Consider the following 15,654-nt stretch of genomic DNA (forward strand, 5'->3'; position numbering starts at 1 on the left):
CGCTTCCTGGGGTTGACGCGTTGGCGCAATCCCTTGAAGTGCCTGACGGAGGCGGACAGCCTGTTTAGCTGTTACGCCCGTGGCGACTATGCAAGACACATTACGTATTACCGAAGTCTTTTACTCGTTGCAGGGTGAAACGCGCACTGCTGGCCTGCCCACTGTCTTTGTACGGTTGACCGGCTGCCCATTGCGCTGCCAATACTGTGACAGCGCCTACGCCTTCAGTGGCGGCACCGTGCGCACCCTCGACGACATCCTGGAACAGGTTGCCGGCTACCGGCCACGCTACGTCTGTGTGACGGGCGGCGAGCCATTGGCGCAACCCAATGCCATCCCACTGCTCGAGCGCCTGTGTGATGCCGGCTACGAGGTCTCACTGGAAACCAGTGGCGCCCTGGACATCTCTGCGGTCGACCCGCGTGTCAGTCGAGTGGTTGACCTCAAGACCCCGGACTCCAAGGAAGCGCACCGCAACCGCTACGAGAACATGGACTTGCTGACGGCCAACGATCAGGTCAAGTTCGTCATCTGTTCACGCGACGATTATGACTGGGCCACCTCCAAGCTGATCCAGTATGGCCTGGAGCGCCGTGCGGGCGAGGTACTGTTCTCGCCCAGCCATCACGACCTGAACGCCCGGGAGCTGGCCGACTGGGTAGTGGCGGACAACCTGCCGGTGCGCCTGCAATTGCAGCTGCACAAGTACCTGTGGAACGACGAGCCAGGGCGCTGATCCGGCGGCTGCGAGAAGCGTTCTGCCCACCGAATTACAGTTGAAATGCGTTTTTTCTGATTTATTTAAAATAAGGTGTTGAATAATCCTTAGAAATCAGTATTATACGCGCCACCACACAGCGGGTCGTTAGCTCAGTTGGTAGAGCAGTTGGCTTTTAACCAATTGGTCGTAGGTTCGAATCCCACACGACCCACCATTTTTGGCGGTTTAGAAAATCCGGAAGGCCCACGTAAGTGAGGATTTCCGGGTTTTTTTTTGCCTGTCATTTGGCCTGGCCGAGTCGACCTTGGGTCAGCGTCTGCTCAGATTCCCGTTGTCGTCCAGACATGCCTTAAATCAATCAAATATTCATGCGCGGACCGGCGTTGGCCGAATAGTCCGATCGTTTGTGTGCGTGTTCAATGCGTATCAAGTCTGATACCGCTTGTCGGAAAATTCTTCAAGATTTCAGTCGATATTTATTTGTTTTTAATATTTACGTTAAAAATCATAACGTTAGTTGTTTGTAGGAAATTTCCTAAAGTTTAGTCAGTTTATTGGCGCGCCATTCCCGCGATGTTAGTTTGCCATCCTTCGTCACGCGTTGGATCGAACATGTCTGCCTCACTGCCACGGACTCGGTATTCACTGAGCATTGCCCTGCTTGCCTGCCTCGCTTCCCACTGCGTGATGGCGGCAACCCTGCCGGGTGATCAGGACCTGATCCGCGAGCGGCAAAACCGCCTGTTGGAAGATCAACAGCGCCGCCTTGAGCAGCTCAAGGAACTGCCCGGCAAAGAGGCCAGGCCCGAAGCGCCGGCAGCCCCGGTGGACAGCCGTTGCTTCCCGATCCAAACCATTGACCTCCAGGGTGCCGGCCACCTGCCTGCCGCTGAGCGCGAGCGTCTGCTCAAGCCTTACACTGGTCAATGCCTGGGCGTCGCACAACTCAACGCCCTGCTCAAAGACATCACCAACTACTACATCGACAAAGGCCTGGTGACCAGCCGCGCCTACTTGCCGCAGCAAGATATGTCCAAAGGGCATCTGCAAGTCCTGGTGGTGGAGGGCAAGCTTGAAGGCTTGAAGGGCGCCGACAGCAGCAAGCTGTCGGATCGCGAACTGGCCATGGCCTTTCCCGGCAAAAGCGGCGAGATATTGAACCTGCGAGAAATCGAGCAGGCTGTCGATCAACTCAACCGTTTGCCGTCCAACCAAGCCCAAATGGAACTGACCCCGGGCGATGCCGTGGGCGGCAGCTCGGTATTGGTCAAAAACAACCCGCAAAAGCCATGGCGTGCCAGCCTGTCGCGTAACAACGATGGCCAGAAAAGCACCGGCGAACAGCAGTGGGGCACCGGCTTTGAATGGGACAGCCCGCTGGGCCTGGCCGATCAGCTGATTTTGCGCGGCGGCCATGACGCCATCAGCGACCACCAGAAAACCGCCAAGAACGCGATGCTTTACTACAACGTGCCCTGGGGCTGGTGGAACTTCAGCTACAGCTACAACGAGAGCGACTATCGCTCGATTGCCCAAGGCGACGGTTTCAATTTCAAGCAAACCGGCGACAGCCAAAACCACCAACTGCGCGCTGAACGGGTGATCCACCGCGATGCCGTGAGCAAGACGTCGGTCAACGTCGGCCTGTCCCACCTGCGCACCAATAACTACATCGAAAGCAGCCGTATCAGACAGAGCAGTAATCGCCTCAGTGAACTGCAACTGGGCATTAACCACGGCCGACGTATCGGCAGTGCGTTCGTCAACTTCGATATCGGTATGCAAAACGGCATCGGTGCCTTCGATGCCCAGAGCAACGATCAACAGCGCGACCGGCAAGGCAATCTCACCCCCACCCCGGACTACCGCAAATACACCGCCACCGTCAGCTACCTGCAGCCGTTCAAGCTGTGGGGTGAGTCGTTCAGTTTCACCAGCCTGGCCACCGGGCAGCGCAGTGAAGATGTGCTGTTCAGCCCTCAGCGTTTGAGCCTCGGGGGCTCCTCGTCGGTGCGCGGTTTCAAGGACCAGCAACTCTATGGCGACAGCGGCGGCTACTGGCGCAATGACCTGCGCTGGAGTCGCCCGGTGACCCTCGGTTGGCTGCGCCCGGTGTTCGGTGAATACGGCGCCAGCGTCGGCTATGACCAAGGCGTGATCCGTAATGGACGCTACAACCGCGAAGAGCACGGCCGAGTCTCGAGCAACTCGCTTGAGTTGTTCGCCCGCGGCCAACACGTCAGCACCAGCGTGACCTTTGCCCACTCGCTGGAACGACCGGCCGCGTTGCTTGAGCGCGAAACGCCGATCTATTTCCGCATGGATTTTTTCCTGTAATTCAACGCCTAGTTGCATCGAGAATTTAATATGGACGTTCGCCACCTCGCCTTCATGGCCCGCCAACCCTCTGCCCGTGTGCAACCACGTGAGCATTTTTTGGGTTTGCCCAAGCGTGGCCTGGTGCTGATTTTGGCGAACGCTCTGTTCTGGCAGCCCCTGTTGGCCAATGCCGACGGCATCGTGGTCAGCGCACCTGGCACAACCGTCGGGCCGGCCGGCAATGGCGTGCCGATCGTCAATATCGCGGCGCCCAATGGCAGTGGTTTGTCCCACAACCAGTTCAAGGAGTACAACGTTGGCGCCAACGGGGTGATCCTCAACAACGCCACCGAACGCACTCAATCCACGCAACTGGGCGGCCTCATTCTTGGCAACCCGAACCTGCAAGGCCGCGCCGCCAATATCATCCTCAACGAAGTCAACGGCGGCAGCCCCAGCCAGTTGCGCGGCTACACCGAAGTGGCGGGCCAGTCGGCCAAGGTCATCGTTGCCAACCCCTACGGCATCAGTTGCAACGGCTGCGGCTTCATCAACACCCCCAATGTCACCCTGACCACCGGCAAACCCATCCTCGATAACGGCCGGCTGGACCGCTACCAGGTCGATGGCGGTGCGGTGACCGTTGACGGCCAGGGCCTGGATGCAGGCAACGTTGACCACTTCGAAATCATCACCCGCTCGGCCAAGATCAATGCGCAGATCAATGCGCGCAAGTTGAGTGTGGTTGCTGGGCGCAATGATGTTAATGCGCAAACCTTGAGTGCCACTGCACGGGCCGATGACGGCAGTGCCAAGCCGGAGCTGGCGATTGACTCGACGGCGTTGGGTGGGATGTACGCGGGGGCGATCAAACTGGTCGGGACCGAGGCCGGGGTTGGGGTGAAGCTCGACGGGGCGCTGATGGCCAGTGGGGGGGATATTCAGCTCGATGCCAGTGGGCATTTGAGGATGGCAGAGGCCAGAGCCAATAGCGGCGCTATCAACATCAAGGCCGCCAGTGTGCAGACGCAAGGGCATGTACATGCTGGCACGACACTGGATGTGCAAAGCCTCGGTGACTTGAATAATCAGAACAAACTCAGTGCCCGCGACCGCATCACGCTGTCCAGCGGCGGCCAACTGACCAACCGCGGGATTATCGAGTCCGGGATCAATCCAGACCTCATTCGCAACGCCATCGGCGATCTGAGCCTGAGCGCACAAGTCGTCAACAACAACAACGGCGGCAGCGTGGTCGCCAGCCGTAACCTGACCGTCACCGCCACACAAACCCTGAACAATCAGGGCGGAACCTTGAGCGCCAAACAGGCCGCCAATGTCAGCGCCGGCACCCTGGACAACCAGAACAATGGCCGAGTGTTGAGCACAGGCAGTCTTGAGCTGAACGCCAGCCAATTGCTCAACGCCCAAGGTGGGCTGCTCAACAGTAACGGGCCGCTGACCGCCACTGTCGGCCAATTGAGCAACCGCAGTGGCAAGGTGTCCAGCCTGGGCGCCGCTACGCTGAATATCGCCACGCTGGACAACGTCGCAGGCTTAGTGACCGCCAATCAGGGCCTACGCATCACTGCCAGCGGCGCCATCAATAACCAGGGCGGCAAACTCACCAGCCTGGATACATTGAACCTCACCGCCAAGGCCGTGGATAACAGTGCTGCAGGGCGCATTACCAGTACTCAGGCCCTGACCGCCAACGTCGCCAGCTTGAACAACAACGCCGGACACCTGACCGGTACCACATCGCTGACGCTGGACGTAAACAAGGGCCAGCTGAACAACCAGAAAGGTTTGATCAAAGGGGCGACGCTGGTTTTGAACAACCTCGCCGACGTCGGCAACCAGGGTGGTGAAGTCTCCAGTACACAGGGTTTCACCTTCGCGGCGAAGAGCCTGGACAACACCGGCGGCAAACTGCTCAGTGAGCAGGGTTTGACCGTGCGGTTGGATGGGGCGTTGACTAACACAGAAGGTGAAGTCTCCAGCGGCAACAGCACCGAGTTGCATGCTGCCAGCCTGGATAACCACGGTGGCAAACTCACCGGCGATACCGGATTGACGGTCAATGTAAGCGGTGCGCTGAACAACCGAGAAGGCGTGCTCGGTAGCGGCCAGACGGTATCAATCAGTGCCGCCAGCCTGGACAACAGCCACACCGGCAAAGTGATCAGTGACGCCAGCCTTACCACGCGTATTGCGGGCCTGCTGGACAACCAGAGCACCGGCTTGCTTAGCGCCAAAGCCAAGATGGATGTGCAGGCGGGCAGCCTCGATAACCGTGGCGGCAGTTTGAGCGGTAAAGACTTGCTGACCCTGACCACCGCCAGCCTCGACAACCGAGGCGGCAATGTCAGCGCTGACAAGGACATGCAACTCAACGTCGCCAGCTTGAACAACCAGAGCAAAGGCCTGCTGGTCGGGCAGGCGGCGGTCCGTTACCTGGGGGCGACCCTGAATAACCAGGGTGGTTTGCTCAGCGCCGTCGGGCCGGTGCGCCTGGACGCGACGACCGTGGAAAACGCCAGCGGGCGTATCTCCAGCAAAGGCGATCTGATCGCCAATGTCACCCATTTCAATCAGCAAAAGGGCGAGTTGGTTGCGTCAGGCACCATGATGCTGACTGGCAGCACGCTGGATAACAGTAACGGTGGCACGATAGGTGCGACAAAAGCGCTGACGCTGACCGTCGATGACATCAATAACCAGACCGGGGCAATCTCCAGCGCCATAGACGTCAACCTGGCGGGCACGTACCTGAATAACAGCCGTAAGGGCAAGCTGCTGGCTGGCACTGACTTGGGCCTCAAGGTGGCGCAAGTCATCAACCAGAGCGAAGGCCTGTTGTTCGGTAACGGCAAGGTGACGCTGCAAGGTAAGAGTCTGGACAACAGTGGCGGCACAGTATCCGGTGTACACGGTCTGACCCTGACCCATAGCGGTGACGTGGATAACACCAGTGGTTTGCTCACCAGCGAAAGCGGCATCACCGCCACAACCGGCGGACTAAATAATACGTCAGGCAAAGTATCGAGTACCGGAGCTGTTGCACTGAGCGCCACGGGTGCGCTGACTAATCACAGTGGGGCAGTGACCACCGATAAAGGGTTGACCCTCAACAGTGCCAGTCTGGAGAACCGCAGCGGCACACTCAGCGCCAAGGGCGCGGCCAAAGTGACCACCGGCGCTTTCAACAATACCCACGCCGGTAGCCTGATCAGCAAGGACACGCTGACCCTGACCGCTGGCCAGGTCAGCAACGGTGTGAATAGCCGCATCGTCAGCGACAACGCACTGACCGCCAGTGTCACCGGTTTTGACCAGCAGGGCGGGAAGCTTACCAGTGTGACGTCACTGAGCCTGGACCTGAACAACGGCCAACTGAACAACCAGCAAGGCATGATCAATGCTCCTTTGTTGGTGCTGAAAAACCTCAATGGGGTTAACAACCAGAACGGCGAGATTTCCAGTACCCAGGCGTTCACCCTGGCCAGCAAAAGCCTGGACAACAGCAACGGCAAGCTCATCAGCAACCAGGCATTGACCCTGCGCATCGACCAGGCCATTAGCAACATCAAAGGCAAAATTTCCGCTGCGGCGTTGCAGATTAATGGCGCCAGCCTGGATAACAGTGAAGGCATGATGAGTAGCCGGGGCCAGTTGACGATCACCGTCGATGGAGTACTCAAGAACCAAGATGGCACGATAGTAAGCGACGCGGGCATGAAGCTGACGGCGGCCAGCCTGGAGAACAATGACGGGGAGATTTCCAGCAAAGGCGACCTCACCGCAGGCATCACCAATATCACCAACCAGAACGGTAAGTTGATCGCACAAGGCGCGTTATCCCTTGACGGCCAGACGCTGGATAACCAACGAAAAGGCTACGTGAGCGCCACCCAAAAGACCGACGTCAAAATGACCAAGGTGGACAACCGGGGCGGCGAGATCTCCAGCAAGGCCGCTGTTCAGATAACCGGTCAAGGTTTGGATAACAGTGACGGCGGCATGGTGCTCGCCGCGACCGACTTGACGCTGAACGTCGATGACGTACTCAACCGTAACAAGGGCCAACTCAGCGGCCAGAGTGGTGTGACCCTGGAAGGCACCACGCTGGACAACAGCGACGGCAGCCTTATCAGCCAAACAGACCTTGGCCTTGAACTCAGCGGCGAGCTGAATAACAACCAAGGGCGGCTGAGCAGTGAAGGTCTGTTGACCGTCGAGGCTGGGAGTCTGAACAACCGCAAAGGCAAGCTGTCCGGTGCTGGGGCATTGGACGTCACCGCCCACGGCGCCGTCGATAACCAGGGCGGTGAGATGGTCACCGACGCAGGCCTGACCCTGAACAGCACCAGCCTGGACAACAGCCAGAAAGGTACGTTGAGCAGCAAAAGTGCGTTGGTCATCACCACCGGCGCATTCGACAACAGCCATTCCGGCAACGTCAGCACCCGCGACACGCTGAATATCACCGCAGGGCAATTGACCAACCACGACGCTGGCCGCCTGACCAGCGAAAAAGCGCTGACTGCCAATGTCACCGGCCTGGATCAACAAGGTGGGAAGCTGTTCAGCAACACGTCTGTCGCACTGGACCTGAAAAACGGCCAGTTGAATAACCAGGGCGGCCTGATTAATGGCCCGCTGTTGATGTTGAAAAACCTCAAGGGCGTGAACAACCAGGGCGGTGAAATCTCCAGTGCCCAAGCCTTCACACTGACCGCTGACAGCCTGGATAACAGCCGCGGTAAATTGCTCAGCTACCAGGCCCTGACCCTGCGCATCACCCAGGCCCTGAATAACGTTAAAGGCCTGATTGCCGCCCAGTCCATCGACGGCCGCGCCACCACCCTGGACAACAGCGGTGGCACCCTGACCAGCCGTGGCGACACGTTGCTTAATGTCGACGGCCAGCTTACCAACCAGGATAAGGGGTTGATCAACGCGGCTAATGCTCTAACCCTCAACAGCGCTGGTGTGAACAACCAGGGCGGTTCTGTGTTGGGCAAGTCGATAGCCATCGACCTGGGCGGCGGTGACCTGAACAACACCAAGGGCCTGATCACCACCGAAGGTCAACTGACCATCAAACGCCTGCGCGACCTGAGCAACCAGAGTGGTGAGATTTCCACCGCGCAAAACCTCACCCTCAATGGCCGCACGCTGGATAACAGCGCAGGCAAACTGATCAGCAACACTGTGCTCACTCTGGACGGCACCCAGCTGACTAACCAAGGTGGCCTGATCTCGGGTTGGCAAGGTGTCAGTGTCAATGGCGTGGACTTGGACAACCGCAACCAAGGCACCGTCTCCAGCCGTTTTGGCAACGTCGATGCCACGCTGAGCAAAAGCCTGCTCAACAGCGGTGCCGGTGCACTGGTCAGCCAAAAAGCCCTGACCGTCAAAGCCGCCAACCTCGACAACAGCGACAAAGGCATCCTTTCCAGTGCGGGCGGGCAAACCCTGACCGTCATCGGGGTGCTCAAAAACGCCGGCGGTGGATTGATCGACAGCGGCGCGGCCCTCGATCTGAACGTGCATACACTCAACAACGCAGGCGGCACGGTCAATGCGCAACAGGCCCTCAGCCTTATCGGCACCAGCCTCGACAACAGCGCCGGCAACCTGATCGGCAACGGCAGCGTAACCCTCGACCTGCTCGGCGCCCTGACCAACACCGACGGCAAACTTGCCAGCGCCGGTGCGCTGCTGCTCAAACGCGCCACTGAGGTCAACAACCAGGGCGGCCAACTGGTCAGCCAAAGCTTGCTGACCCTGTTCGCGGGCAGCCTGGACAACCGCAAACGCGGCACCGTCGCGTCCAACGGCACGCTGCTGGCCACCACCACCGGCGCCATCCAAAACGACGGCGACGGGTTGATCTACAGCCAGAACGCCGACCTGAAACTCAAGGCCGCCAGCCTCGACAATGCCAAGGGTTCGATCCAAAGCCAGACCGCCCTGAACCTCGACATCAGCGGCGCCCTCGACAACCAAAGCGGCAAAGTCATCGCGCAAAACGGCGCTGTCGACATCAAGGCCACATCCATCGACAACCGTGGCGGCACCCTGGCCAGCCTCAAGGGCACTCTGCAAGCCAAAGCGCTGGGTGGCTTGCTGCGCAACGACTTCGACCTGAGCAACAACCGTCAGGCCGGCATCATCCAGGCCCAAAGCCTGATCCTCACCAGTGCCAGCCTCAACAACAACGGCGGCCGCATCGCCGCGCAAACCGGCGACACCGACGTCACCACCGGCGCCTTCGACAACCGCGATGGCGGGCTGTACGCCAAAGGGATGGTCAAGGTCATCGGTAGTAGTTTTGATAACGGCGGTGATGTACGCGGCCAGGTGGCAGGCGGGCAGGTTGACCTCAAACTCAGTGGCGGGGCACTGAACAACCAGAAAGGCATTATTGAAAGTGACACCACGCTGAAGGTCGAGGCGGATAGCGTGGATAACCAGGGCGGGCAACTGCGGGCTTTGGGCAAGAGCGGTAAGACTGACTTTCAGATTGGGGGGGTGTTTGATAACCGCAACGGCAGACTGGAAACTGCCAACACGGACCTGACGCTCAACGGTGCTCTTCAGAATACTGGCGGCAGTGTACTGCACGTTGGTACTGGCACATTCGACATTAGCATGGCCAACCTGACTGGTGCTGGGGGTAACCTCATCACCCGCGGGGGCTTGACGTTGACCGCTGACAGTTGGACCAACAGCAGTGTGATCCAGGCGGGGCGGTTGACAGTCAACGTCAAGACGCTCAACCAGAGCGCAGGAGGCCAATTGCTGGCCTCCGACAGCCTTATAGGTGACGGCGGTAATTGGATTAATGATGGGTTGATTGCCAGTGACGGTAACCTCAAGTTGACTCTGGGCGGGGCCTATAGCGGCAGTGGTCGAGTCAGCAGCGTTGGGACCCTTGATGTAACCGCCTCACAACTGACTCTCAACGAACCGGCAAGTATGGCCGGTGGCGGGATGACCACGGTGAACGTCGAAGGGCAGTTGATCAACCGCGGACGCTTGACCTCCGACGGTGGGATGAGTGTCAACGCTACGGGTGTCAGCAACCTAGGTACCTTGGCCAGCGCGAAGAACCTGCTAATCAATGCACAGACCCTGACTAATGATCGCATTCGAGCGAATGAAGGTTCGTTACTGCTCAGTGGTGGCGATATGAAGCTGCAGGTAGGAACACTTACCAATATCTATAGCGATATCTATAGCCTTGGGAGTCTTGAGGTCACGGGTGATAACGGAGGGCGGGCCAGTAGAGTCGATAACCTTTCCGGCAGGATTGAGTCTCTAGAAAATATGTTGTTTAAGTCTGAAATCACGACCAATAAAATGGAAGACATTAATATTGAGGCTACAAGTTTGCTGTGGTCTTCTATCGGTACTCGCTGTTTTGGATGTGACTCTCCCCTTACCAGTCCAGCAATCGTTCCATCGCACTTAGTGTGGCAGCAGGTATTTAAAACGGAGGCGTCTGGTGAAAAGGTTGCCGCAGGCCTTTCAGCAGGTGGAAATCTAGATGTTGAAGGAAGTGAGTTTAATAATTTAAATTCATCCGTTACTGCTGGTGGGGATATCGATATTTTTGTAACTGACTTTAATAATGTTGGTAGTTCGGTGGGGGAGTATCAGCGATTGAAATATATCGCTACGGATTCTGGAGTGATTAAGTGGGCCGATATATTGCACTATAACTCAGGCAATGATCCTTACTATAATAAAAGTATTCGCTTTTGGAGTTCTGACGAGCAGGAGTCGATAGTAATTATTCCAAAGGTTTATGGCACGCGTTTTCAGTTTTTTGGTAGCTATATGTACAATATCGGACGAGGTGATGCCATTGGCATCCCAGAGCCGGGTTTGATTAAAGTCGACGCGCCAGCGTCGATCAAAAATGCTGTACCATTTGCCGAAAAAATAGTTGCGTCTCCGGATGCAACTTTCGTTCCCTCTATTATTCAGGCTGCCGGGAGCGTTAGTGTTAACGCACTCAATAAAATTACCAACGGTGTCGAACGTTCATTCGGCTCCGTAGCAACAGGTCCAGCGCGCAGCGCCAATACCCAGGTAGTCGGTATTGGCAGTCCGAGCATTATCAACCTTAATCGGCAACTGCCAGCCGATCTCGCTCAACAGCAGGTCAATCCTTTGGCTCTACCAGGATTTCACTTGCCTACCGGCCAAAATGGCTTATTCCGTCTTAGTGAGCAAAGCAGCAGTACACCGGTCACGGTCGGCCCCCAAAGCTGGAGCATGGGGGGCGCAGAGGTCAGTGTCACCCAGCGTGAACAAGTTGTACCAATTGCGCAGGGCAGACAAGTTCAGTTGAGTGCCGTGCCCCAGGTGTCGGTCAGTACCATGGATCAGATCCACGTCGCTGAGCAGGCGGGAGGTATTGTCGCTCCGATTGAGAACATTAATGTCGCAGCGGTTGAGAGTGTAGCCTCGGACGGAGTACTTCCCGAGCGCGCGGTTGCGAGTGGAGTTACGCAACTTGCTCCGTTGGGGGCCTTGGCGACTCAAGTAGATACCCAGACGATCAACCGCGTGCAAGGCCTGCCTTTCAGCACCTTTGTCTCTCAGCCAAATAAATACCTGATCGAGACCAACCCAGCCCTCACCGACCTCAAGCAATTTATGAGCTCGGATTATTTGCTCTCGAAGCTGGGCTACAACCCGGATGATAGCTGGAAGCGTCTGGGTGATGGCCTCTATGAGCAACGCCTGATCCAGCAAGCGGTGATAGCCCGCACCGGTCAACGCTTTCTTGCCGGACAAGACACCGATGAAAAACTGTTCAGGTATTTGATGGACAACGCCATCAAGAGTAAGCAGGAACTGAACCTTGCTGTCGGCGTGAGCTTGACCTCAGAACAGGTCGCAGCATTGACCCACGACATCGTCTGGCTAGAGACGAATGAGGTGAGTGGTGAACAGGTTCTGGTACCAGTGCTTTATCTGGCTCATGCGAATAACCGATTGGCACCTAATGGCGCTTTGATCGCGGGTAAAAACATAAACTTCATCGCCGGCCAAAACTTAGAAAACTATGGCACCTTGCGTGCCAGTCACAATCTGTCTGCGGAGATCGGAAACGATATTATCAACAGTGGCCTGATTGAGGCTGGCAATCGAGTAAATCTGCTGGCGGGTAGCAATATCGTCAACAAGTCCGGCGGCATTATCGCCGGACGTGATGTTTCACTGGAGACCATAAGGGGGGACGTGGTCAACGAGCGTAGCGTTACAGGGGCAGGCTATAACATCGGGTTTTCAAAACACAAGGATTACGTCGACAGTGCTGCTCGTATTGAGGCCGCCAACGATATTATCCTCAAGGCAGGTCGAGATATCACCAACCCCGGTGGTGCATTACAAAGCGGCCGCGATATGACGATCCGTGCGGGGCGAGACGTCAATCTGATTGCCGCAGAAGAACACAACACCATAAATAGCGGCAGGCGTTATCGCACAGAGGACATTACTCAAAACGGTTCCAGCGTTGAAGCCGGGCGCGATCTGAACGTCATCGCCGGGCGTGACTTGACTGTTATCGCCAGCCAGATAGAGGCCAAACGCGACATCGCCATGAACACTGGAGGCAATATGTTCCTGGCCTCCGGCGCTGACGAAGAGCACTCCTATAAAAAGACATCAAGCACCAAGCGCCAGGAAGATCATGTCAGCCAGGTCTCTACCACATTGACAGCCGGTGGCGATGTTGCGCTCAGCGCTGGCAAGGATTTGGCGCTGATCGCGAGTCGTATAACAGCTGGTGACGAGGCGTACTTGGTGGCCGGTAATAATCTTGGTCTTCTCGCTGCTGAAGACAGTGATTACTCGTTGTACGACATGAAGAAAAAGGGAGGCTTGGGATCGGGGAAATCCCAGCGTGATGAAGTGACCAATGTCACCAATATTGGCAGTGAGATCAAGACCGGTGGTGATCTCACGCTACAGAGTGTGGGGGACCAGAAGTATCAGGTTGCCAAACTCAACAGCGGTGATGACCTTACTCTCGTCAGCGGCGGAGCGGTGGAGTTTGAAGGGGTAAAAGACCTTCATCAGGAAAGCCATGAGAAGAGCAAAAGCAGCTTCGCCTGGACCAGTGCCAAAGGCCGGGGTAACACCGATGAGACGTTACGCCAGACGGAAATGGTGGCGCAGGGGAAACTCGCAATCAAGGCGGTAGATGGGCTCAAGATCGATATCAAGCAGATCGACCAGCAAACCGTTAGCCAGACGATTGATGTGATGGTTAAGGCCGATCCGCAGTTGGCTTGGTTGAAGGATGCTGAAAAGCGCGGGGACGTGGATTGGCGCCAGGTAAAGGAGGTTCACGACAGCTTTAAATACAGCAACTCCAGCCTCGGGCAAGGGGCGATGCTGGCGATCATTATCATTGTATCGGTGTTGACGGCTGGAGCGGCTAGCGGTCCGCTCGGTACCGCGTTTGCGGGAGCCGGGTCTGCGGGCTCTGGCACCGCGATGGCGGCGGCCGGTAGTTCGGCGATGGTATCAGCAGGTACAGCAGCCGGGACAGCGGCTGCAGGGTGGGGCAATGTCATGGCCACCACCGCATTGTCGTCGGTGGCGAGCAACAGCGCCGTCAGCTTTATCAATAATGGAGGAAACATTGGATCGACGTTTAAGGACATAACTTCAAGTAGCAGTCTGAAAAAATATGCTTCTGGAGCATTGACGGCAGGGTTCACTGCTGGGGTTTTGGATCCGGCATTCGGGGTTACGGGCGATAACGTCAACAGAGTCACCAAAGGCTTTAATCTCAGCTCCGCATCGGATGTCGGCAAGTTTGCGGCTTATTCAGGGGCTCAGGGCGCAGCACAGGCGGGCTTTGGTACCGCGCTACAAGGTGGCAGCCTTGGTGACAACCTCAAACAATCGCTGGTCTCCCAGGCGCAAGGTGTTCTGCGCGGGGTTGCCTTCAATGCGGTCGGCGACTTTGCGGATCATAAAGAATGGGATAACGCGAGCGTTGAGAAAACGACGCTGCACGCGCTGGTCGGTGGCTTGCTCAGTGAGGCGGCAGGCGAAGGGTTTGTTACGGGGGCGATGGCCGCGGGGGCAAACGAGGCGTTGAGCGAACGCCTAAGCACGCTGGTGAAGGGTGACAAACAGCTGGAGCTGGCTGCGTCGCAGTTGGTGGGGCTTACGGCCGCAGCGATAGTTGACGGTGATCTGCAAACCGGGATCGATATTGCCAAAGACGCCACGGCGTATAACCGTCAACTGCATCCTGAAGAAAAGCGTCTGTTAAAAGAAAAAGCCGCTCAACTTACCCGCGAGCGACAGCAGCCAACGCTGTCGGGATTCAGTTGGGAAGAGCTTCTGACACTGGCCAGCGACAGCCAACTGGATAACGCGACGGCACATAAATACGAAGCTTTGCGTGCCCAACTGAGCCAAGGTAATCAGCAAGGAAATCCGCTGGTTGGAAAGTTCTCCGACGATATGGCTGTTGCCCAATCCGTTGTAAACCAGATGAGCGCCCAAGGCACGCCGCTGCGATGGAAAGACGGCTCGGTTGTGACTGCGTACGGCAAACCGGTAATAGCTTTCCAGGCTACCGCCCAGCAAAAGGCCGACAGCGGATTATTTGCCGCTAACGGTGCCGGATCTTATGGGCCGACAGGCGGAACGCTTCAGGCGGATGCCAATCGTTTTGGTGTTAATGCCGCAGTCAATCGTCATCCGGAAATCAGTGTGTTTGATGGATCAAGTGATGCATCGGATAGCACTCGCGAGCGTGTTAAGGATGCGACTGTCGGAGGGCTGAAGGACGTAACTTTACTCGACGTCATGCCAATTGGGCGGGCTGCTGTGGTGGGTCGCAAGGTCGTGGCTACTGTTGAGGCTGAGCTCGCCGAACAAGCGGGTGGTGCGGTATTGCGTGGTAGCGCGACTTATGTCGAGAGCAAGGTTGTGCGGGCCAATACCACGGTGCAATTGAGTGAGACGGTGACATTAGCCAGTGGCAATATTTTGCCGAAGGGGAGTGTCGTTACCGTTTCTGATGATGCTATGAAGGTTGTTTACCCGGATGGGGCAAGTGAAGTAGGCTCTTATAGCAAGGCGTTTTCTCAACCTCTGTTGCTTCCTAGTGCGGGTGTAAAAGGTTTTGGGGAAGCATCGACTCTAGGAATTGGGCGAGTTGAAGGCACCTACTCGGCGATTAAGCCAGGGCCATTGACCGATAGCATTGCTGAAACTTTTTCTGGCGGACGGTACTCGGTTGTCACCCTTGAGAGAGATACTGTTCTTTACCGCGCAGGCACTGCCGATAAGCCACTTGGCCAGTTTTTTAGCAGTGAGCCGCCAGTTGGCGTTTCACAGACAAGGATAGACAAGGCTGTTCTACCCGAGTGGCCAGGAGGAGCAAAGTCTCCTATAGACACGACTTTTGAGATAAAAATACCTGCAGGCACCAAGGTATACGTTGGTGAAGTTGGGTCTCAAGGTGGATTCTACATTGGTGGAACGCAGCAAATTGTGGTCCAAAAGCCCTGGCTGATTGACGGGGTTCAAGTAATTAATTCGAGTCCATTGAAATGAGA

3 protein-coding genes and 1 tRNA gene are annotated in these 15,654 nt (G+C 56.7%); all 4 read left to right on the forward strand.

The window, feature by feature from the left end:
• Positions 1-88 precede the first annotated feature (88 nt).
• The 4 genes from queE to ODQ19_RS17615 all read left to right on the forward strand — a co-directional run bounded on the left by queE (position 89) and on the right by ODQ19_RS17615 (position 15,652).
• Positions 89-736 (forward strand): 7-carboxy-7-deazaguanine synthase QueE, encoded by a 648-nt coding sequence (queE, locus tag ODQ19_RS17600; RefSeq protein WP_330210749.1) that lies wholly within the window; start codon positions 89-91, stop codon positions 734-736.
• Positions 737-859: 123 nt separating this feature from the next.
• Positions 860-935: transfer RNA gene (locus ODQ19_RS17605), tRNA-Lys, on the forward strand.
• Between the two features lie 398 nt (positions 936-1,333).
• The gene (locus tag ODQ19_RS17610; protein ID WP_330210750.1) at positions 1,334-3,058 is read left to right on the forward strand and encodes a ShlB/FhaC/HecB family hemolysin secretion/activation protein; all 1,725 of its coding nucleotides are present in this window, start codon (positions 1,334-1,336) and stop codon (positions 3,056-3,058) included.
• A gap of 30 nt (positions 3,059-3,088) precedes the next feature.
• Complete coding sequence (locus tag ODQ19_RS17615; RefSeq protein WP_330210751.1) at positions 3,089-15,652, forward strand: two-partner secretion domain-containing protein; 12,564 nt, start codon at positions 3,089-3,091, stop codon at positions 15,650-15,652.
• The last annotated feature ends 2 nt before the right edge of the window (positions 15,653-15,654 follow it).

This window comes from Pseudomonas sp. AM4(2022), from assembly GCF_036346515.1.
GTDB lineage: Bacteria > Pseudomonadota > Gammaproteobacteria > Pseudomonadales > Pseudomonadaceae > Aquipseudomonas > Aquipseudomonas paracarnis.